General features: G+C 67.7%; 18 protein-coding genes. 15 read left to right on the forward strand and 3 right to left on the reverse strand.

What is annotated here, in order from left to right:
• Nucleotides 1-146 precede the first annotated feature (146 nt).
• The 3 genes from GGR43_RS15520 (at nucleotide 147) to GGR43_RS15530 (ending at nucleotide 3999) form a co-directional block, all read left to right on the forward strand.
• Nucleotides 147-1544 (forward strand): aminomethyl transferase family protein, encoded by a 1398-nt coding sequence (locus tag GGR43_RS15520; protein WP_246343794.1) that lies wholly within the window; start codon nucleotides 147-149, stop codon nucleotides 1542-1544.
• 56 nt (nucleotides 1545-1600) lie between these two features.
• Nucleotides 1601-2332, forward strand: a complete 732-nt coding sequence (locus tag GGR43_RS15525) for a GntR family transcriptional regulator (protein WP_188072897.1) — start codon at nucleotides 1601-1603, stop codon at nucleotides 2330-2332.
• Nucleotides 2333-2442: 110 nt separating this feature from the next.
• Complete coding sequence (locus tag GGR43_RS15530) at nucleotides 2443-3999, forward strand: MDR family MFS transporter (protein ID WP_188072898.1); 1557 nt, start codon at nucleotides 2443-2445, stop codon at nucleotides 3997-3999.
• An 11-nt stretch (nucleotides 4000-4010) separates the two neighbouring features.
• Here the strand turns inward: GGR43_RS15530 and GGR43_RS15535 are convergent, their stop codons facing one another.
• A complete protein-coding gene (locus GGR43_RS15535; RefSeq protein WP_188072899.1) occupies nucleotides 4011-4466 on the reverse strand; it encodes a MarR family winged helix-turn-helix transcriptional regulator in 456 nt (151 codons plus the stop codon).
• Between the two features lie 93 nt (nucleotides 4467-4559).
• On the opposite strand from GGR43_RS15535, the gene GGR43_RS15540 reads away from it, so the two are divergent.
• The 7 genes from GGR43_RS15540 to GGR43_RS15570 all read left to right on the forward strand — a co-directional run bounded on the left by GGR43_RS15540 (nucleotide 4560) and on the right by GGR43_RS15570 (nucleotide 12390).
• The gene (locus GGR43_RS15540) at nucleotides 4560-6011 is read left to right on the forward strand and encodes an aldehyde dehydrogenase (RefSeq protein WP_188072900.1); all 1452 of its coding nucleotides are present in this window, start codon (nucleotides 4560-4562) and stop codon (nucleotides 6009-6011) included.
• A 113-nt stretch (nucleotides 6012-6124) separates the two neighbouring features.
• Nucleotides 6125-6985 carry a p-hydroxycinnamoyl CoA hydratase/lyase gene (locus tag GGR43_RS15545; RefSeq protein ID WP_188072901.1) on the forward strand — a complete coding sequence of 287 codons (861 nt, stop codon included), beginning with the start codon at nucleotides 6125-6127 and terminating at the stop codon, nucleotides 6983-6985.
• Nucleotides 6986-7085: 100 nt separating this feature from the next.
• Entirely contained in the window at nucleotides 7086-8798 is a 1713-nt protein-coding gene (locus GGR43_RS15550) for an acyl-CoA dehydrogenase family protein (protein WP_223177475.1), read from the forward strand.
• Between the two features lie 295 nt (nucleotides 8799-9093).
• A complete protein-coding gene (locus GGR43_RS15555; RefSeq protein WP_188072903.1) occupies nucleotides 9094-9867 on the forward strand; it encodes an SDR family NAD(P)-dependent oxidoreductase in 774 nt (257 codons plus the stop codon).
• Nucleotides 9868-9881: 14 nt separating this feature from the next.
• The gene (locus tag GGR43_RS15560) at nucleotides 9882-11444 is read left to right on the forward strand and encodes an FAD-binding oxidoreductase (protein WP_188072904.1); all 1563 of its coding nucleotides are present in this window, start codon (nucleotides 9882-9884) and stop codon (nucleotides 11442-11444) included.
• Complete coding sequence (locus tag GGR43_RS15565; protein ID WP_188072905.1) at nucleotides 11441-11860, forward strand: c-type cytochrome; 420 nt, start codon at nucleotides 11441-11443, stop codon at nucleotides 11858-11860. Before GGR43_RS15560 ends, GGR43_RS15565 begins: the two co-directional genes overlap by 4 nt.
• Nucleotides 11857-12390, forward strand: a complete 534-nt coding sequence (locus GGR43_RS15570; RefSeq protein WP_188072906.1) for a hypothetical protein — start codon at nucleotides 11857-11859, stop codon at nucleotides 12388-12390. The genes GGR43_RS15565 and GGR43_RS15570 overlap by 4 nt, the downstream gene beginning before the upstream one ends.
• Nucleotides 12391-12607: 217 nt before the next feature.
• On the opposite strand, the gene GGR43_RS15575 is transcribed toward GGR43_RS15570, so the two are convergent.
• Nucleotides 12608-13102, reverse strand: a complete 495-nt coding sequence (locus GGR43_RS15575) for a nuclear transport factor 2 family protein (RefSeq protein WP_188072907.1) — start codon at nucleotides 13100-13102, stop codon at nucleotides 12608-12610.
• 107 nt (nucleotides 13103-13209) lie between these two features.
• Here GGR43_RS15575 and GGR43_RS15580 point away from each other — a divergent pair, with 107 nt between their 5' ends.
• Genes GGR43_RS15580 through GGR43_RS15590 form a run of 3 tightly spaced genes read left to right on the forward strand, consistent with a single transcriptional unit; the run spans nucleotide 13210 to nucleotide 17988 of the window.
• The gene (locus tag GGR43_RS15580) at nucleotides 13210-14124 is read left to right on the forward strand and encodes an SDR family oxidoreductase (protein WP_188072908.1); all 915 of its coding nucleotides are present in this window, start codon (nucleotides 13210-13212) and stop codon (nucleotides 14122-14124) included.
• A 26-nt stretch (nucleotides 14125-14150) separates the two neighbouring features.
• Nucleotides 14151-16340, forward strand: a complete 2190-nt coding sequence (locus tag GGR43_RS15585; protein ID WP_188072909.1) for a PQQ-dependent dehydrogenase, methanol/ethanol family — start codon at nucleotides 14151-14153, stop codon at nucleotides 16338-16340.
• Nucleotides 16341-16356: 16 nt separating this feature from the next.
• Nucleotides 16357-17988: a GMC family oxidoreductase gene (locus GGR43_RS15590; protein ID WP_188072910.1), complete on the forward strand. Its 1632-nt coding sequence runs from the start codon at nucleotides 16357-16359 to the stop codon at nucleotides 17986-17988.
• A gap of 60 nt (nucleotides 17989-18048) precedes the next feature.
• Here the strand turns inward: GGR43_RS15590 and GGR43_RS15595 are convergent, their stop codons facing one another.
• Nucleotides 18049-19095 (reverse strand): aromatic ring-hydroxylating oxygenase subunit alpha, encoded by a 1047-nt coding sequence (locus GGR43_RS15595; RefSeq protein WP_188072911.1) that lies wholly within the window; start codon nucleotides 19093-19095, stop codon nucleotides 18049-18051.
• 99 nt (nucleotides 19096-19194) lie between these two features.
• Between GGR43_RS15595 and GGR43_RS15600 the strand changes: the two genes are divergently transcribed.
• Nucleotides 19195-19746, forward strand: a complete 552-nt coding sequence (locus tag GGR43_RS15600; protein ID WP_188072912.1) for a TetR/AcrR family transcriptional regulator — start codon at nucleotides 19195-19197, stop codon at nucleotides 19744-19746.
• Between the two features lie 123 nt (nucleotides 19747-19869).
• Nucleotides 19870-21354: a lignostilbene-alpha,beta-dioxygenase NOV2 gene (nov2, locus tag GGR43_RS15605; RefSeq protein ID WP_188072913.1), complete on the forward strand. Its 1485-nt coding sequence runs from the start codon at nucleotides 19870-19872 to the stop codon at nucleotides 21352-21354.
• The last annotated feature ends 192 nt before the right edge of the window (nucleotides 21355-21546 follow it).

Genomic DNA, 21546 nt, shown 5'->3' on the forward strand with positions numbered 1-21546 from the left:
TATCCCACCGGGAAAATGGATGCATTGGCGGACTGAATGGGGCAGATATTCGCCAATAATAGATAAATTGGATCCAATTATTGCGATCCGCCCTTTCCCTCGCTATGGTCGGCGCACCACCGGCAACAGCGAAGGAGAGGATGCCCATGACCAGCCTGCAGGAGAAAATGGATCGCGCCGGAGGGGCGCTGGAGATGCTCCGGACATCGCCGATCGGCCAATATGTCTTCCCTGTCGCGCCCGAATTCTCCAACTGGCGGGACGAGCAGGAGGCATGGACGCGTTCCGCCGTGCTGCTCGACCAGTCGCACCATATGACCGACCTCTATATCGAGGGCCTCGACACCATCCGCCTGTTCGCGGATTTCGGTATCAACAATTTCCGCACTTTCCGGCGCAACAAGGCGAAGCAGTTCGTCGCCTGCAACCATGACGGCCATGTCATCGGCGATGCGATCCTGTTCGGGCTCGACGATTTCCGCGTCAACCTGGTCGGCCGTCCGCATGTGCCGAACTGGATCCAATATAACGCGCTGAACTGGGGCTATGACGTGGTGGTGGAGCGCGACGAGCGCAGCCTCGACAATGGGCGCGGCCGCCGCAGCTACCGCTTCGAGGTGCAGGGGCCGAACGCCTGGGCGCTACTGGAAAAGCTGAACGGCGGGCCGATCGACGACATCCGCTTCTTTTCCATGGGGCAGATCACCATCGCCGGACGCCGCGTGCGCGCGCTCAAGCACGGTATGGCGGCCGCGCCCGGCCTCGAACTCTGGGGCCCAGCGCCGGAGGCGGAGGAAGTCCGCGCCGCGATACTGGAGGCGGGGCGCGACCTCGGCCTGGTGCAGGGCGGCGGCCGCGCCTATTCGACCGCGAGCACGGAATCGGGCTGGTTCGCCTCCGTCCTGCCCGCCATCTACAACGACCCGAAGCTCGCCGGCTATCGCGAATGGCTGCCCGCCGCCTCGTTCGAGGGCAATGCGTCGCTAGGCGGCAGCTACGTTTCGGACAGGATCGAGGACTATTACGTCACCCCGTGGGACTGCGGCTATGACTTCGTGGATTTCGACCATGAGTTCGTCGGCCGCGACGCGCTGCTCGCCCGGCGGGACGAACCCCGGCTGCGCAAGGTCACGCTGGTCTGGGACATCGAGGATGTCGTCGCCATCTTCCGCTCGCAATTCGAGGAGGGCGACGCGCGGTGCAAGTTCATGGAGGCCCCGGCGGCCTATTATGCGACCTTCCCGTTCGACGCGGTGATGCTGAACGGCGAGCGGATCGGCTTTTCCACCTATGTGGTCTACAGCTCCAACCTGCGCCGCTGGATTTCGCTGGCGCTGATCGACGAGCGCCATGCGCAGACGGGCGGCGAGGTCGAGGTGATCTGGGGCGAGCCGGACGGCGGAACGCGCCGTCCGCTGGTCGAGCGGCACCGGCAGGCGATAGTGCGCGCGCGCATCGCCCCCAGCCCGGTGGAGGCGCATGTCCGCGAGGGCTATCGCCCGCAGTCCGCCCGCCCGGCCTCTCCGCCCCGCGTCCCGGCCTGACGGGCGCGCGCATTGAGCATTGACTTCGCCGGGCCGAGCCTGTCCATCTGCGCGGGATGAACAACGGATCGCTGGAAAACATCCTCAAGGAGATGATCCTCCGCGAGGAACTGGCCCCCGGAGAGCGGGTGACCGAGATCGGGCTGTCGGAACGGCTGGGCGTGTCGCGCACGCCCATCCGCACCCTGCTGCCCCGGCTGGCGTCGGAAGGCTTCCTGACGCCGGTGGGCAAGCGCGGTTTCGCGGTCGCCCGGTTCAGCGACAAGGAGATCTTCAACGCGCTCGACCTGCGCGCGCTGCTGGAAGGATGGGCCGCGCGCAAGCTGGCCGAGCAGGGCGCCGACCCGGAGGTGCTGGCGGCGCTGGACGACTGCCTTGCCGAGGGCGACAGGCTGTTCGAAAAGCGCCATCTCGATCTGGAGGACGAGCATCAATATGGGCTGATGAACGCCCGGTTCCATCGCATCATCGTGGAGGCGTGCGGCATCCCGATGCTCGCCCAGTTCATTGAGCGGCTGAACGTCGTGCCGTTCGTCGCGCCGTCGGTGATCGTGTTCGACCGCATCGGCCTGAGGCGCGCCTTCGACCTGCTGCACCGCGCCCATGGCTGCCATCATGCGGTCGTCGAGGCGATCCGCAACCGGGATGCGTTCCGCGCCGAGTTCCTGCTGCGCGACCATGCCAACCACCAACGCGTCAGCATGTTCGAGCGCCGCAAGGGCAGCGACGAGGGGAACGCGCCGCCGCCTGCCCGCAAAAGGGGCAAGCGGCCGGAAAAGCGGGGCTGAGGCAGGTCGGGGCGCAGGCGAGCCGCCCGCCGCGCCGCGTCCTCCGCTTGACAGACTTCCTCCGGACGGAAAGAACGTCCGCTCCCTTCGGAGGCCCCGCGAGTATTTCCATGGACGCACCCCGCTTCACCCCCGCCGAGCGCAGGATCACGATGGCCGCCGTGCTGATCGTCTTCCTGCTGTCCGCGCTCGACAACACGATCGTCGCCACCGCGATGCCGCGCATCATCGCCGATCTGCACGGGCTGGCCTTCTATTCCTGGGTGACGACCGCCTATCTGCTCACCTCCACCGTGTCGGTGCCGATCTGGGGCAAGCTGGGCGACCTTTACGGGCGCAGGCCGATGCTGCTCGCCAGCATCGCGATCTTCCTTATCGGCTCGTGGCTTTCCGGCCTTTCCGGCGAGTTCGGCTCGCTGCCCGTGGTGGGCGACGGGATGACGCAGCTCATCCTCTTCCGCGCGATACAGGGGGTGGGCGGCGGTGGCCTGTTCACCACCGCCTTCGCGATCATCGGCGACGTCTATTCCCCGCGCGAGCGGGCGAAGCTGGGCGGGCTGTTCGGATCGGTGTTCGCGCTGGCGAGCGCCATCGGCCCGGTGATCGGCGGCTTCTTCACCGACCATGGCACGGTGGAGATCGCCGGGCATGTGGTGGCGGGCTGGCGCTGGGTGTTCTACGTGAACCTGCCGCTCAGCCTCGTCTCGCTGTTCCTGGTGCTGACCAGGATGCCGCATCTGGCGCATCAGGCGAAGGGCAGGATCGACCTCATCGGCGCGGTGCTGATCGTCGCGGCGGTGGTGCCGCTGCTGCTGGCGCTGACCTTCGGCGGGCATGACCATGCCTGGGATTCGCCGCTGATCCTGTCGCTGTTCGGCGCCGCCGCCGCCGGCCTCGTGCTCTACATCGTCGCGGAGCGGTTCGCGGCGGATCCGATATTGCCGCTCAGCCTGTTCCGCAATCGCACCTTCACCACCGCCAATTTCGCCAGCTTCTTCCTCGCCATGGCGTTCATGAGCACGATCGCCTTCCTGCCGCTGTTCATGCAGCTGGGGCAAGGCGTTCCAGCCACCACCAGCGGCCTTGCGACCCTGCCGCTGATGATCGGCCTGATCGTCAGCTCCTCGCTCGCGGGGCGGATGGTGAGCAAGACCGGCATCTACAAGCCGGTCATCCTGTCGGGCATGGCGCTGACCTTCATCGGCATCTGGCTGCTCAGCCGGATGGATGCGTCCACCGGCGGGGTCGATCTGTCGCTGCGCATGCTGGTGCTGGGCATTGGCCTGGGGCCGGGGCAGAGCCTGTTCAACCTCGCGGTGCAGAATGCGGTGCCGCGCGAGGTGCTGGGCGTGGCGACCAGCTCCAGCCAGTTCTTCCGCCAGATCGGCTCGACCATCGGCGTCGCGCTGTTCGGCACGGCGCTGACCAACCGGCTCAGCACCGGGCTGGCGCAGGTGATGCCCGGCGCCAGCCTCGACCAGTTGCAGGCCGTGGCGGCGGAGGGCGGGAACGGCGGCGCGCTGGTGCTGCCCGCGCCGGTGCAGGATATCGTCGCCGCCGCCGTCACCCACGGTTTCACGCTGGCGTTGCTGGTGGTGGGCACGGGCTTCGCCATCGCGCTGATGATGCCGCAGGTGCGCCTGCGCGATCACCCGCCGCACGGATAGCGGCCCGGACGTTAGTCTTCCTGCGGCTGGATGATCAGCATCAGCGTCGCGCGCAGTTCGGCGATGTCGTGCCCGGCCAGCATCGCCTCGAACCGGGCCTCGTGCCGGTCCATCGTCTCTTCGACCGCGCGGTGGCTGCTTTCCCCGGCGGCGGTCAGCCGCAGCGCACTGGAGCGGCCGTTCATCGGCGTCTTTTCCACCAGCCCCTCGGCGCCTAGGCGCGCGATGATCGGCACCATATTGGCGCGCTTGATGCCGAGCAGCCGGGCGATGTCGCTTTGCGTGCAGCCGGGATTGGCGCCGATCACCGCCAGCACCGTCGCCTCGACCGGGCTGACCCCGAACGGCGTCAGCGCGCCGCCCAGATCGGCCATCATCGTCGAGGAGGCGCGGCGCAGCAAATAGCCCAGCCGATGCGCCATGGGATCGGCCAGCGGGGCCGAAGAGGCGGGTGTGTCCATCGTCATCTCCCATATCCGTCGCTGACGGGCCGATCAATTTCATATTGCAACGCGTCGGCTTGATAGTTATGTATCATAACAATAATCGGGAGATTGGCAATGTCTGGTATCAGTATTTCTCTTTCCATCGGCGGCGAAGCGCGCGAGTCGGGCGCGCATTTCGAGCGGGTGAACCCGGTGACGGGCGCGGTCGCCACCCGCGCCGTCGCGGCGAGCGTGGCCGATGCGGTGGCGGCGGTCGATGCCGCGCAGGCCGCCTTCCCCGGCTGGGCGACGCAGGGGCCCAATGCCCGCCGCGCGCTGCTGATGAAGGCGGCCGACGCGCTCGATGCGAAGGCCGATGCGTTCATCGACGCGATGATGGAGGAAATCGGCGCGACCGAGGGCTGGGCGCGCTTCAACCTGATGCTGTCCAGCTCCATGGTGCGCGAGGCGGCCGGCCTCACCACCCAGATAGGCGGCGAGGTGATCCCGTCCGACAAGCCGGGCTGCCTCGCCATGGCGATCCGCGAGCCGGCGGGCGTGGTGCTGTCGATGGCGCCGTGGAACGCGCCGATCATCCTCGCGACCCGCGCGATCGCGGTGCCGCTCGCCTGCGGCAACACCGTGGTGCTGAAGGCGTCGGAGCAATGCCCGCGCACCCATGGCCTCATCGTCGAGGCCTTCGTCGAGGCCGGTTTCGGCGGCGGCATCGTCAACCTGATCACCAATGCGCCGCAGGATGCGGGCGAGGTGGTCGGCGCGATGATCGACCATAAGGCGGTGCGCCGGGTCAACTTCACCGGATCGACCGCCGTGGGCCGGATCATCGCGAAGCGCTGCGCCGAGAATCTGAAGCCGGTGGTGCTGGAGCTGGGCGGCAAGGCGCCGCTGATCGTGCTGGACGACGCCGATCTCGACGAGGCGGTGAAGGCGGCGGCGTTCGGCGCGTTCATGAACCAGGGCCAGATCTGCATGTCGACCGAGCGCATCATCGTCGTCGATGCGGTCGCCGACGCCTTTGTCGAGAAGTTCCGCGCCAAGGTCGCGACCATGGCGGTGGGCGACCCGCGCGAGGGCAAGACGCCGCTGGGCGCGGTGGTCGATCTCAAGACCGTCGGCCATGTGCAGGGGCTGGTCGAGGATGCGGTGGCGTCCGGTGCGGTGCTCGCCAATGGGGGCGAGGCGAACGGCGTGCTGATGCCCGCCCATGTGGTCGACAAGGTCACGCCCGACATGAAGCTGTTCCGCGAGGAAAGCTTCGGCCCGGTGGTCGCGGTGGTGCGCGCGCGGGACGAGGCGCATGCGATCGAGCTGGCCAACGACACCGAATATGGCCTTTCCGCCTCGGTCTTCACCCGCGACACCGCGCGCGGCCTGCGCGTCGCGCGGCAGATCCAGTCCGGCATCTGCCACATCAACGGCCCGACCGTGCATGACGAGGCGCAGATGCCCTTCGGCGGCGTCAAGGCATCCGGCTACGGCAAGTTCGGCGGCAAGGCCGGGATCGAGAGCTTCACCGAACTGCGCTGGATCACGATGGAGACCGAGCCGGGCCACTATCCAATCTGATTTTTCCATTACCTCCCCGTTCGGGCTGAGCCTGTCGAAGCCCTGTTCTTCTTTGAAAAGAAGGGCAGCCTTTCGACGAGCCCAGGGCGAACGGTTCAAAAAGGACAATTTGCATGACCCAATTTCTGCATGTGGACGGTGTCGATCCCGTCGAAATCGAAACCGTCGCCTATACCGTGGAAGACGGTGTCGCATGGGTGAGCCTGAACCGCCCCGACAAGCGCAACTGCATGTCGCCGCGCCTCAACCGCCAGATGATGCGCGTGCTCGACGAGCTGGAGTTTCGCGAGGATGTCGGCGTGCTGGTGCTGACCGGCGAGGGCACCGCGTGGACGGCGGGCATGGACCTCAAGGAATATTTCCGCGAGACCGAGGCGCAGGGCCTCAAGGGCACGCGCGGCGCGCAGCGGGAAAGCTATGGCTGGTGGCGCCGCCTGCGCTGGTACCAGAAGCCGACCATCGCGATGGTCAACGGCTGGTGCTTCGGCGGCGGCTATGGCCCACTGTTCGCCTGCGACCTCGCTTTCGCGGCGGAAGAGGCGCAATTCGGCCTCAGCGAAATCAACTGGGGCATCCTGCCCGGCGGCGGTGCGGCCAAGGTGGCGACCGAGCTGACCAACTTCCGCAACGCCATGTATCATTCGCTGATGGGCGAGAATGTCGACGGCAGGAAAGCCGCCGAATGGGGCTTCGTCAACGAGGCGCTGCCGCTCGACAGGCTGAAGGATCGCGTGACCGAGGTGGCGAAGGTGCTGCTGACCAAGAACCCGGTCGCGCTGAAGGCCACCAAGGACGCCATCCGCCGCGTGCGCGAAATGACCTACGACAATGCCGAGGATTTCCTCGTCCGCGCGCAGGAAGCGGCCAACAGCTTCGACAATGAGGGCCGCAAGGAAGGCATCAAGCAGTTCATCGACGACAAGAGCTACAAGCCCGGTCTTGGCGCCTACGACAAGACCAAGCAGAAGGCGTAAGGCGCGGCGCGGGCGCGTCCGCCTCACCGGATCGACAGGCCCCGTCTTCGTCATGCGAAGGCGGGGCTTCGTCCCTGGAAGCAGAGCAGGAGCAGGACCGTTGGGTTTCGATAATGCGGTGGAGTCGATCGGCGCGCATCTGGCGGCGCTTCCCGGCTGGGATCGGCTGAATGAACTGATGCCGGATGCCGGGCTGGACGAGGCGACGGTCGGCGAAATCCTCTCCGCCGCAGGCGTCTTCGCGCAGGAGGTGATCGAGCCATTCGGCCGCGCCGCCGATGCCGCCGGGTGCCGGATGGAAGAGGGCCGGGTACGCACCGCGCCGGGGCACAAGGCGGTGTGGGACGCTTTTGTCGAGGGCGGCTGGCCGACGCTCAACGCGCCTGCCGAATTCGGCGGCGCGGGCCTGCCGCTGGTGCTGCACAGCGCCTGCGAGGAGCTGTTCAACCGCGCTTCGCCTGCCTTCGGCATGCTGGCGACGTCCTCGCGCTGCGCCGCGCGGCTGCTGGAGGATCATGCCGACGAGGCGATGAAGGCGGAATGGCTGGCGCCGATCGTCTCCGGCCAATGGGGCGCGACCATCTGCATTTCGGAGGCCGACGCCGGGTCCGACGTCGCGCGCATCCGCACCGTCGCCCGGCCGGGCGAGGACGGCTGGTGGCGCGTCACCGGCGAGAAGATGTGGATTACCTTCGGCGATCAGGACCTGACCGGCCGGATCGGCCATATGCTGCTCGCCCGCACGCCCGACGCCCCGCCGGGGACGCGGGGGCTCAGCCTGTTCCTCGTGCCGTCCGCCATCGATGGTCAGCCCAACGGCGTCGTCGTGCGCCGGATCGAGGAGAAGCTGGGCCTGCACGCCTCGCCCACCTGCTGCCTCGGTTTCGAGGAGGCGCGGGCGCAGCTGATCGGCACGCTGCATCGCGGCCTGCCGCAGCTGTTCACGATGATCATTCGCATGCGCATCTCGGTGGGCAGTCAGGGCGCGGCGCTGGCCAATGCGGCGAGCGATCTCGCCTGGGGCTATGCGGCCGAGCGCAGGCAGGGCGGCAGGCCCGACCAGCCGCCGGTGACGATCGACCATCATGCCGATGTGCGGCGCCAGCTGATGGAGCTGGCCGCGCGGGGCGAGGTGGTGCGCGGGCTGACGCTGCTGGTGTCGCTGCTGACCGATCTGGCCGACCGGGAGGAGGATGCGGCGGCGCGGGCGGAGGCCGGCGCGCTGCTCGGCTGGCTGCTGCCGATCACCAAGAATTTCGCCGCCGAGGCTGCCTTCGCCTCCGCCAGTGAGGCGATTCAGGTGCTGGGCGGCGCGGGCTATACCCGCGAATGGGCGGCGGAGCAGCATCTGCGTGATGCCCGCGTGCTGTCCATCTATGAAGGGACGAGCGGGATGCAGGCGCAGGACCTGCTGTACCGCCGCCTGCTGCGCGACGAGACGGGCGCGCTCGACGCCTTCGTTCGCGCCGCGCGCGCGGACATCGCCGCCTCGCCCGACGCCGCTTCCGCCGCGTCGCTGGAGGAGGCGGTCGCCGAATTGCTGCGCGTGTCGGGCTGGATGAAGGAGGCCGCGCCCGCCGATGCGGAGGCGGGCGCCTATGCCTATCTGCAACTGGCCTCGCTCGCCGCCACCGGCTGGGTCGCGCTGCGGCTGGCGGGGCTGTCGGGCGACCCGGCGGGCGATCCGGTGCGCGAGCGGCTGGCGGCGCGCGGGCGCTATTGGCTCCGCACCCTGCCCGCGCGGGCGGCGCTGGAAGCGCGCAGGGCGAGCGCGGGCGCGGCGCTGCTGGACGATTTCGCACGGGCGGGCTGAGGCTTTCCCTGACGATTCCGTTCCGCGCGGACCGCGAATTTAACAGGGGAAGCAGATTCTCACTCCGTTCGGGCTGAGCTTGTCGAAGCCCTGTCCTTCTTTGCTCCAAGAGAAAGGCAACCCTTCGACAGGCCCGGTCCGAACGGTTTTCCTGGGTCCGCTTCCGATCAAGCCCATGGTCCCGCCACGGGCTTTTTCCTTTTTCCCATGCCCTTGACAAAGCTCTCCGCCGATGGAACTATAACGATCGTTAATAAAATCAGGCGGCCGCGATGCGCGGCGCGGCAGAGGTGCGATGGAACCGAGGGGCAAGAGGGCGATAATCACGGGCGGTGCATCCGGCCTGGGCGAGGCGGTAGCGCTGGCGCTCGCCGCTGCGGGCGCGCGGGTCGCGGTGCTGGATCGCCAGCGCGCGCGCCATGAGGGCCTGCTCTCCCTCCCCTGCGACATCACGCGGGATGCCGAGGTCGAGGCCGCGATCGACAGTGCTACCGCCGCGCTGGGCGGCATCGACATCTGCGTCAATTGCGCCGGGATCGGTGGCATCGAACCCATCGCCACGCCGGAGGGGCCGGGCGACATGGCCGCCTTTCGCCATGTGATCGACGTCAACCTGCTGGGCGCGGTCAATGTGACGCGCCTTGCCGCCCATCGCATGATGGCGAACGCGCCCGACGGGCCGGATGGCGAGCGCGGCATCATCCTCAACGCCGTCTCCATCGCCTCGTTCGAGGGGCAGGAGGGCATGGGGCCCTATGCGGCCTCCAAGGCGGCGCTGGCGGCGCTCACGCTCGTCTGGGCGCGCGACCTTTCCCGCCACGCCATCCGCTGCATGGCGATAGCGCCCGGCTTTTTCGAAACGCCGCTGACCGCCACCATCCCCCCGGCGCTGGTCGACGAACTACTCGAAACCGTGGAGTTTCCGCGCCGTCCGGGCAGGCCGGAGGAATTCGCGGACCTCGCGCTGACGATCATCGGCAGCCCGATGCTGAACGGCGAGGTCATCCGCATGGACGGGGCCACGCGGCCCCCGGCCCGCACCCGCTGGAGCGCGGGCGGCGCCCTTTGACGAAGATGTGAGACATGGCAACAGAAACCACCCCTTCCCCCATTGCCGCCGCCGCGCTGGCCGCCGCCCGCCGCAGCTTTGAAAGCCTGCTCGGCGCGCAGAACGTGTTTTTCACCGAAGAGGATCAGGCGAGCTATCAGGACAAGTTCGCCGTCCGCGACGAAGGCCATCATCCCGCTGGCGCGGTCGCGCCCGCGACGGTCGAGGAGATTCAGGGCATCGTGCGCATCGCGCGCGAGAACAAGGTGCCGCTCTGGCCGATCAGCCGGGGCAAGAATCTGGGCTATGGCGGCTCCGCGCCGGTGCTGGCGGGGTCGGTCATCCTCGACCTCTCGCGCATGCAGAAGATCGAATATGACGAGGAAAACGGCACCGTGCTGCTGGAACCGGGCGTCAGCTTCTACGATCTCTATGATTTCCTGAAGTCGAAGGGGATGAAGCACTGGCTGTCGGTGCCGGGCAACAGCTGGGGGTCGGTGGTCGGCAACGCGCTCGACCGGGGCGTCGGCTATACCCCCTATGGCGAGCACACCTCCCGCATCTGCGGCATGGAGGTGGTGATGCCCGACGCCATGGTCGTGCGCACCGGCATGGGCGCGCTCAGCAATTCGCCGACATGGCAGCTTTACCGCTACGGCTTCGGCCCGTGCTGGGACCAGCTGTTCGTCCAGTCCAATTTCGGCATCGTCACCAAGATGGGCCTGTGGCTGATGCCGGAGCCGGAATCGCTGATGGGCATGGACCTGGAATTCGACAAGCCGGAGGATCTCGGCCCGCTGATCGACGCGATCGCGCCGCTGCGGCGCGAGGGGCTGTTGCAGCAGTCGCCCACCATCGGCAACTGGCTGCGCGCCGCCGCCGTGGTGACGACGCGCGACCAGTGGACGGACAAGCCCGGCGCCCTCTCCGACGATGTGATCGCTGCGATCCGCAAGAAGTTCAACGTCGGCTGGTGGGGCGTGAGCCTGCGCCTCTACGGGCGGGAATCGGTGAACAAGGCCGCCTATGCGATCCTTGAGGAGGCGATGAACCGGCTGAAGCCGATGAGCGTCGTGCCGACCACATGGAAGCGCGGCGAGCCGCTGGAGGCGACCGGCTGGACCGGCACGCCGCTGACCTTCCCGATGCAGAACGCCAATTGGCATGGCGGGCGCGGCGGGCATATCGGCTTTTCCCCGGTGCTGCCGCAATCCGGTTCCGCCGCGATGGCGCAGTTCAGGCGCACCTATGACCGCTACAAGGAATATGGGATGGATTATCAGGCCAGCTTCGCCTTCGGCGAGCGGCACCTCATCAACGTCAACGCGATCCTGCTCGACAAGGACGACCCGGAAATGATGCAGCGCGTCGATCCGTTCATCCGCACGCTGATCGCCGATGCGAAGGCGCAGGGCTATGGCGAGTATCGCACCCATCTCGATTATATGGACGCGGTCGAGGCGACCTATGATTTCAACGGCCATGCGCTGCGCCGCCTCAACGAGCAGGTGAAGAACGCGCTGGACCCGGACGGCATATTGGCGCCGGGCAAGAGCGGCATCTGGCCCGGCCGCTATGCGAAGGAGCGTGCGGCATGACGCACCGGCTTTTCCTCTCCCTGGCGCTGGGCGCGGCGATGGCGCTGGCGGCCTGTTCGGGCGGCAAGGGCGATGCGCCCGCGGCGCCGAAGCGGGAAGGCCCTCCGCCGCCGCCCGCGCCGGAAACCGTCTCCTCCCGCCCCGATGCCGGGCCGGGCGAGAAGCTGTTCCTCGCCAAATGCGCGATGTGCCATGGCCCCGGCGGCATGGGCGCGGGCCTGCTCGCCCGCCGCAGCGACGAGCCGCTGCTGGAAAAGCGCACCGACCTGACGCCCGAACTGGTCATTCAGGCCGCGCGCATGGGCATCGGCAACATGCCCGCCGTCCCGCGCGGCGAGGTGAGCGACGCCGATCTCCAGCAGATCGCGGACTATCTTTCCAAGGGCAATGCCCAGGATAACGGAGGCGCGCAATGACCGCGATTTCCCGGCGCACTTTCGTGATGGGCGCGGCTGGCGCGGCGGCGCTGCCGCTGTTGGCGGGCGCGGGTCTTTCCGTCCCGGCGCGGGCGACGGCGGGGACGGTGCTGCTCCATGACCCCTCGCTGGCGGCGGGCCGCCGTTTCGCCGCCCATGCCGCGCGGCTGGAAGGGCGCGCGATCGCGCTGGAGGGGGACCGGATCCGTTTCATGCGCGCGCTGCTGACCGGGCAACCGGCGGCGCTCTACGGCGTCACCCGGCACAGCGACCAGCTGCTGCTGGGCGAGGTCGCGCGCGAAGCGGGCTATCGCGCCATCGCGCTCATCCAGCATCGCGCCGATGGCGGCATCACCCCGGACTGCCAGCCCGGCGCGGCGGCGATCGCCACTGTGGCGGGCATCGCGGGCAGCCGCTGGCCGGAAGCCTTTGCCGAATTGGCGATCGGTGGCGTGGAACGCTGCGGCGCGGAGAAGGGACGGGGTGCCGTCGAGCCTGCGATGAGCTGGGTACTGACCAAGCGGGGGTGAAGGGGCTGCCGCCGCGTTTTTTGGCGACAAATTAGGCAGGAAGCCGGCATCAAGCCCCCCTTCAGGGGAGGGTTGGGGCGGGGTCTCGCTTCGAAATCCGGCATTTGCGTCCAGCGGCGCCACCCTACCCCTCGGTCCCCTCCCCTGAAGGAGAGGGGAGGATTGATGACCCAAAGAAAAGGCCGCCCGATCCCACGATCCGGCGGCCCTGTCTTTTTCACCGCTTGATGATCAGCGACTCCGGGCGCTTGCGCGGCACCCATTGGCCGCGGCCGGGGAAGTTCTTCAGCACCTCGCCGTCCCACAGGCGCACGGTGCGGCGGTGGAAGCGCCACTGGCCGTCCTCGCCCTTCACCGCATGGTCGTCATACCAGCCGGTGAAGCGCAGCAGATAGGGCGGCTCGCCCTCGCATTCGGTGACGAAGGCGAAGCTGCGCATCTTGCAGCTGCCGTCCGGCTGCGGCATGAACTGGATCTGCGTCACATGATGCTGGCGGCCGGGGAAGCCCGCCGCGTTGCGATAATGTTCGGCGATGCCGCGAATGCCCTCATGCCCTTCCCAGATGTCCGGGTCGTCGAACACTTCCTCGACCATGCGGGCGTCGGGCGTGAAACAGGCGACCAGCCCCTCCACGTCGCCGGTATCCAGCGCCCAGCTATAGGCGGCGATCAGGTCTTGCAGGGCGAGACGGTCTTCGATGGGCAGGGTCACTTCTTATCCTCTTCCGACAGGGTGTCTATTGACGCAATAGTAACAGTCGTTATTATTTTCGGCAAGCCGGCGATGCAAGGGCCGGGGACATTTGACGAGAGGATGGCATGGGAAAGATCATCGTAACAGGCGCGTCGGGTTCGTTCGGCCGTGCCGCCGCCGAAATGCTGCTGGAGCGGTGCGCCCCGCAGGACCTGATCTTCCTGTCGCGCACGCCCGCGAAATTGCAGGCCTTCGCCGAGCGCGGGGCACAGGTGCGCGCCGCCGATTTCGACGATCCCGCCACCCTCGCCGCCGCGATGGAAGGCGGGGAGCGCATGCTGCTCATCAGCACCGCGCGGGTCGGATCGCGCGTCGGCCAGCATCGCAACGCGGTGGAGGCGGCGGTGGCGCAGGGCGTGCGCCACATCGTCTACACCTCGCTGATCGCCGCCGACGAGCCGGGCAACCCCGCCATCGTCAAGCACGACCATCGCGCGACCGAGGAGATCATCGAGGCGTCGGGCGCGGAATGGACGCATCTGCGCGACAGCCAATATGCCGAGGCGATCGCGCTCGCCATGGCGATCCCGGCGATCCAGATGGGGCATAAGCCCGACAATTGCGGCGACGGCAAGGTCGGCTTCGTCAGCCGCGACGATTGCGTCGCGACGGCGGTGGGCGTGCTGACGCAGGACGGGCACGGCAACACAGCCTATACGCTGACCGGGCCGGAACTGATCTCCATCCCCGAAGCGATGGCGATGGTGACGGAGCTGTCCGGCAAGCCGATCACCGTCGAGCAGGTCGATGACGAGGGGATGATCGCCTATTTCGATTCGCTCGGCGTGCCGCGCCATGCGTCCGACATCGTGCCCGACGGGCCGATCCCGTGGTCGAGCGACGACATGGTGACCTTCGGCCAGTCGATCCGCGAGGGCTATTTCAACCGGCTGTCCGACGCGGTCGAGCGCATCACCGGCAACAGGCCCGTGTCGCTGCGCGAGGTGATGATCCGGCACAAGGCGGCGTGGCCGCTGTGAAGAAGGCGTTTCGTTTTAAAAGGATAATGACCCTCCTGCTGGCCCCCGCCGCCCTCTGCGGCTGCTCGCTGGCGGGCGGGGGGCAGGCGGGCGACGCGGGCGCGGGCGACGACTGGCCCTATCGCGGCGGCGACGTACAGGGCAGCCATTTTTCGCGCCTGACCGATATCGACAAGGGCAATGTCGGCAGGCTCGGCCTCGCCTGGTCCCATGACCTCGGCACCAATCGGGTGCAGGAGGCGACGCCGATCGTCGTCGACGGCGTGATGTACACCAGCGGCAATCTCGGCCGCGTCTACGCGCTCGACGCCGCGACCGGCGCGCCGCTCTGGACCTTCGAGCCGGAGGTCGACATGCAGGCCAACCGCGCCGCCTGCTGCGACCAGGCGAACCGGGGCGTCGCCGTCAGCCGGGGCAAGGTGCTGGTCGGCACGCTCGACGGCTGGCTCTATGCGCTCGACGCGAAGACCGGCAAGGTCGCGTGGAAGGCGGACACGATCACCGATCGCACGCGCGGCTACACCATCACCGGCGCGCCGGAGGTGGCGGGCGACGTGGTGGTGATCGGCAATGCCGGGGCGGAATATGACGTGCGCGGCTATGTGACCGCCTATCGCCTGTCCGACGGTGGGCAGGCGTGGCGCTTCTTCACCGTGCCCCGCGACCCGAAGCTCGGCCCGCAGGAAACGCCGGAACTGGAGCAGGCGGTCGGGACATGGGATGCGAACAGCCGATGGGACATCGGCGGCGGCGGATCGGTGTGGGATGCGATCAATTACGACCCGCGCTTCGGCACCGTCTATATCGGCGTCGGCAATGGCGGCCCCTATTCGGTCGGCACCCGCTCGCCCGGCGGCGGGGACAATCTCTATCTCTCCTCGATCGTCGCGCTCGACGCGAAGACGGGGCGGATGAAATGGCATTATCAGGAAACGCCGCAGGACGGGTGGGACTATACCGCGACCCAGCCGATGGTGCTGGCCGATATCGAGGTCGACGGCGCCCGCCGCCCGGTGATCCTGCACGCGCCGAAGAACGGCTTCCTCTTCGTGATCGACCGCGAAACCGGCAAGCCGCTGCGCATCAACCCGCTGGTGCGGACGAGCTGGACCGACGGCTATGACCTGAAGACCGGCCGCCCCCGCATGAATCCCAAGGGCTCCGACTATTGGAACGACGGGCCGAAGATCGTCTTTCCCGGCTCGCCCGGCGCGCGCAACTGGTATCCGCCCGCCTATGATCCGGGCCGCAACCTCTATTATGCGGCGGTGCTGGACATGGGCAATCTGATGTTCGTGCCGCCGTCGGACGGCACGCCCGACACGCGGCGGCCCAAGGCGCTCAACATCCGTACCAGCCTCATCTTCACGCCGGATCTGGAGGCCGCGCTGCCGACCCTGCCGCCGCCGGTGCAGGAGCAGGTGAAGAAACTGCGCGAATGGCAATGGGTGAAGGAAAAGCCCTACAGCTCCGAAATCCGGGCGATCGATCCGCTGACCGGCAAGGCGCGCTGGTCGGTTTCGGCCGAGGGCTGGCAGGACCGGATGGGGATGCTGGCGACGCAATCGGGCCTGCTGTTCCACGGCACCATCGGCGGCAAGCTGGTCGTGCGCGATGCCGACAACGGCAAGCTGCTGAAGGAAATCGACACCGGCAGCTCGATCATGGCCGCGCCGATGACCTATCGCGTCAAGGGCGTGCAATATGTGGCGGTCGCGACCGGCTTCGGCGGCGGCGGCTGGGCCTATGTGCCGCGCTATTCGGCGGCCTATAGCCATGGCAACGCCAACCGCATCCTCGTCTTCCGCCTCGACGGCGGACCGGTGGCGAAGCCCGACCCGCTGCCGCCGCTGGAGGTCGCCGCTGCCCCGCCGCCGCCGCTGCCGGGCGCCACCCCGGCGACGATCGCGAAGGGGCAGGGGCTGTTCTTCGCCAATTGCGCGATCTGCCATGCGAACCAGTTGCGCTCGGCCACGCCCGACCTGCGGCGGATGGAGCCGGGCACGCATCAGGCATTCCGCCAGATCGTGCTGGAAGGGCTGCTGCTGCCCAACGGCATGCCGCGCTGGGACGACCTGCTCTCTCCCGCCGACGCCGATGCGATCCACGCCTGGCTGATCGACGAGCAGGGCAGACTGCGCGCGCGCGAACTGAAGCTCAAGGCCGAGGGCAAGCCGCTCGATGCGCCCAGCCTCGCCATATTGTCCAATTTCTGACCGGGGAATCCCTTTAATGCCCGAAATTTCCGATACCCCCGAAACGCCCGACATCATCGTCATCGGCGGCGGGTCCGCCGGGGCCGCCATGGCCGGGCGCCTCGCCGAGGCGGGCGTGCGCGTCACGCTGGTCGAGGCGGGGCGGACCGACCGCCATTACCGCTCGCGCATTCCGGCGCTCACCAGCGCGGTGGTGCAGAACCCCGATTTCGACTGGTGCTATCAGGTCGAGCCGGACCCGTCGCTGGGCGGCCGCGCCGACATCTGGCCCGCGGGCAAGCTGCTGGGCGGGGGCAGCGCGCTCAATGGCATGATGTTCATTCGCGGCCATCGCTGGGATTACGACCATTGGGCGGAGCTGGGCGCGAAAGGCTGGGAGTATCAGTCGGTCCTCCCCTATTTCCGCCGCATGGAGGATAATGAGCGCGGCGCCGATGCGTGGCGCGGCACCGGCGGACCGGTCGCGGTTTCCGAAGGGCGCGCGCGCTACCCGATCACCGAAAGCTGGATCGAGGCCGCGCAGGCGGCGGGCATCGAGCGCTCGCCCGACCTCAACGGCGAGCGGGCCGAGGGCGTCGATTATGTGCAGGTGTCGCAGCGCGGCGGCCTGCGCTGCTCGACCGCGCGCGGCTATCTGGAGGGGCGCAAGGGCGGGAATGCGCCACAGATCCTGCTGGAGGCGCAGGTGACGCGCATCCTGATCGAGGACGGCAAGGCGACCGGCATCGCCTATCGCCAGGACGGGCAGGACAGGGTGCTGCGCGCGAAGCAGGGCGTGGTGCTGAGCGCGGGGGCGATGAACACGCCACGCCTGCTGATGCTCTCCGGCATCGGCCCGGCGGCGCATCTGCGCGACAAGGGCGTGGCGGTGGTGCACGACCTGCCCGGCGTCGGTCGCAACCTTCAGGATCATGTCGGCACCCATCTGGTCAACGGCATCAGGGACACGCACACGCTCAACAACGACGCGCACGGGCTGCGCGGGGCGTGGCAGGTGCTGCAATTCGCCCTGGCGCGCAAGGGCGCGCTGACCACCTCCATCGGCCATGCGCAGGCGTTCGTGCGCGGGCGGCCGGGCCTGCCCGCGCCCAATCTCCAGATCAGCTTCGCCGCCTTCGCCTTCGATTTCGACGAGCGGGGCCGGCTGGTGCTGCGCAACGATGCCGCCGTCTCGACGCTGATCGGGCTGATGCGGCCGGGCCATCGCGGCCATATCGAGCTGCGCTCCAACGATCCGTTCGCGCCGCCCGCCATCTTCCACCAGCAGCTCTCGCACGAGGAGGATGTCGAGCAGATCGTCGAGGGCATCGGCATCGCGCGCGGCATCATGGCGCAATCGCCGATCGCCCGCTTCGTCAAGAGCGAGGTGCGCCCCGGCGCGGCCCTCTCCACGCCGGAGCAGCTGCGCGACTATGTGCGGATGGCGTCGATTCCGCTCTATCATCCGGTCGGCACCGCGAAGATCGGCGGCGCGGACGATCCGATGGCGGTGGTCGATCCCGACCTCAAGGTTATCGGCCTCGACGGGCTGTGGGTGGCGGACGCCTCCGTCATGCCCAGCCTGCCGCAGGGCAACACCAATGCGACCGCGATCATGATCGGCGACAAGGGCGCCGACCATGTGCTGAAAGCCCTTCGCCGCAATTGAGCCATGCGGTCGAAGGGCGGGGGCGGGTCTCAGGTTCCACAGGCCCGCCCCCGATCCGCCTCAGGCGGGCGCGCGTTCGGCGTCCATCATCTGTTGCAGCATCCGTCGCCCCTCGACGGCGTTGCGGTCGCTCCTGAGCAGCAGCTCCTCCGGGTTTTCGCCGACGATCGCCAGCATCTTCTCGATCTCCTCGGTGGCGAACTTGTCCTCGGCGATGACGGGGCGCAGATAGGCGTCCATCCGGTCCAGCCCGGCCTCGTCCTCCGCCGCCATCGCGAAGAAATAATGGCAGCTGGTCGGCGTTTCCGGCGTCACCGCATGATAGACGCGGCTGCGGTTGAGCTGCTCGCCCCCGCGTACCGGGTTGCTGCGCGATACCGCCATGTCGCCGATGCCGGCGTGAAAGCCGGGCAGGTAGAAATCCATGCCGACCACCCGGTCGATCCGCTCGATATCCTCGCCATGGAAGGTCCGCACCACCGGCGGCGGCGCGGCGTCGCGGATGTGGCGGCGGCTGCGCAGCACGCCCGGCTCGCGTGTCAGCTCCTCCGGCACCGACGCATTGTCCTCGGTGCCGATGCTGGACGCATGCAGATAGGCGAGATGGGTGAGGTCGAGCAGATTGTCGTTGAGCAGCTGATAGCGGCCCTTCACATGCTCGGAATAGAAGGGCCGCAGGATCATGCCGCCGCCGTCCGCGCCGATTTCCGCGAGGTCGGGCAGCAGCGCGGGGTCGGCGCGGTCGGGCTCGCCCATCCAGATGAACATCCATATCCCATGCTCGACCAGCGGATAGGTGGGGATGCGGTAGCTGCGCGGCACATGGGCCTGCGACGGCACCTTCGTGCACTGGCCGTCCGGGCCGAAGGCGATGCCGTGATAGCCGCATTCGATGCTGTCGCCCTTCAGGCAGCTTTCACCCAGCGGATAATGACGGTGGGGGCAGCGCCCGCCCACGGCGACGGCGGTGCCGTCCTGCTTGCGGTAGAGCACCACCGGCTGGCCGAGGATCGTGCGCGCCAGCAGATCGCGCGTCACGTCCCGCGCGAAGGCGGCCACATACCAGCCGTTGCGCACCGCGAACGACCCCTGGGTGAATGGATACATCGATTCGTCTCCTCTCTTCTTCCGCAGAAACTTACACTGTAAGCTTTTTGATGCAAGAGGGGCTGGAAACATCGCCGCCGCCTTGCGACAAGGGGCGCCATGAAACTGAATCGGGAGATGATCGTCGCGGAGGCCATCGCCATCCTGCGCGAGGAAGGGCTGGAGGCGGTGTCGCTGCGCCGCGTCGCCGCCCGGCTGGATGCGAAGGCGCCGTCGCTGGCCCGCCATGTCGGCGACAAGCAGATGCTGCTCGCTTTGATGTCCAACCGCCTGTTCCGCGACGCGCTGGAAGCCGTGCCGGACGGGGCGGACTGGCGGCGCTGGATGCTCGACTTCGGCCGGGCGCTCTGGCGCAAGCAGCGGGAAACGCGCGATATCGCGAAGCTGATCGCCTATGCGCCGCCGCAGGAGGAGGTGCAGGACAGCACCGTCGCCTCCCTGACGGAGCGGCTGGCGGCGATGGGGCTGCCGGTCGATCGCGGCATGATCGTGCAGTCGGCGGTGCAGGCGCTGGTGACCGGCTGGACGGGGTTCGTCACCGGCCCCAAGGGCGCGGCGATCGAGGCGCTGATTCCGGTCGAACAGGCGGTGGAGGCCAGCCTCGCCGCGATGGTGGATGGCTTTGTGCGGGAGATGGAACCTCCCGGCTAAACCCGATTGCGACATTTCCGCCGCACTTTCCGGCAAATGACGCTCCTTTTCCGCATCGGCCTCTTGGCAATAACAATAACGATTGTTACTATTGCGGCCAATGAATGAGGAGAGGAGCGAGAAATGCCCAATTTCCCCCGGACCATTCACTTCACCGGCCTCAATACGCCGGTGGGCATCGAATGGTCCGCGCGCAATCTGGATGTCGTCGGCGAAATTCCGGCGGAGATAGACGGCGCCTTTTTCCGCGCCGTGCCCGATCCCGCGCATGCGCCGATGTTCGATGACGACATCGTCCTGTCCGGCGACGGCATGGTCGCCAAATTCTCGATCCACGGCGGCACGGTCGATTATGCGATCCGCTATGTCGAGACGGAGCGCTACCGGCTGGAGAAGGAGGCGCGCCGCGCGCTGTTCGGCCAATATCGCAACCCGTTCACCGACGATCCCGCCGTCGCGGGCAAGGATCGCACCGTCGCCAACACCACGCCGGTCTGGCACGGCGGCCGCCTGTTCATGACCAAGGAGGACGGCCTCGCCTATGAGATCGACCCCGAAACGCTCGAAACCATCGGGCGGTGGGATTATTATGGCGCGCTGAAATCCGAAACCTTCACCGCCCATCCGCGCGTCGACCCGGAGACTGGGGAGATGTTCTTCTTCGGCTATGAGGCGGGGGGCCTCGCCACCACCGACGTCGCCTATTGCATCGCCGACCGGAACGGCAATCTGGTGTCGGAGCAATGGTTCCGGCAGCCCTATTGCTCGACCATCCACGATTTCGCGATCACCGAGCATTATGCGCTGTTCCCGATCTTCCCGACCACCGCCGATCTCGACCGGCTGAAGGCGGGCGGACCGCACTGGGCGCATCAGCAGGATCTGGAAAGCTGGGTCGGCATCATGCCGCGCTACGGCAAGGTCGAGGAGATGCGCTGGTTCAAGGGGCCGAAGGGCGTTTCCGCCTTCCATCTGGTCAACGCCTATGATGACGGCGATTTCATCCATCTCGACCTCTGCCTGTCCGACACCAACGCCTTCGGTTTCATGCGCGAGGCGGGCGGTGTGCAGCGCGCGCAACAGGAGATACAGGGCGGCCTCACCCGCTGGACTTTCGACATGTCGAAGGAAGGGGAGAGCTTCGAGTCGCGCATTATCGGCCCGCCGGGCGACATGCCGCGCCTGCGCGACGCCGATCAGGGGCGCGCCTATCGCGCCGCCTGGTATCTGTCGATGAACCCGCAGGGCGGGCCGCCGCTGCCGGGCGGGCCGGTCGGCGTGGCGTTCAACGCGCTCTTCCGGGTCGAGCCGGGCAATGGCCGGCTCGACATGATGGCGCTGGAGCCGGAGATGGCGATCAACGAGCCGGTGCATGTCCCCTCCTCCGCGCCGGACCATGACGGCTGGCTGCTCGCCATGGTCGATCGCCGCGCGGGCGAGGATGGCTTTCGCTCCGAACTCTGGGTGGTGGAGGCGGGCGACATCGGCAAGGGGCCGATCGCCCGCGTGCCGATGCCGCTGCCGATGCGGGCGCAGGTCCATGGCGCGTGGGTTTCCGCCGACCAGCTGGCCCGCGCCCGCGCACGGCAAAAAGAAGTCGCGGCCTGATCGATGATGCATCGAGACGGCTTGACACAGTTGTAACGATCGTTAGGATCGAAGGGAGAAGAGGGCGCCGTCAACCATGGCGTCCTCCTCCAAAGACAAGGGCTCGACGGGAGCCGCTATCAGGCCATTTCGGCTGAACGGAGAGGGGCCGGGGGTATCCTCCTGTCCCAGGATCGGGGGTCTTGCGAAGCG

This window comes from Sphingobium jiangsuense, assembly GCF_014196495.1.
GTDB classification, from domain to species: domain Bacteria; phylum Pseudomonadota; class Alphaproteobacteria; order Sphingomonadales; family Sphingomonadaceae; genus Sphingobium; species Sphingobium jiangsuense.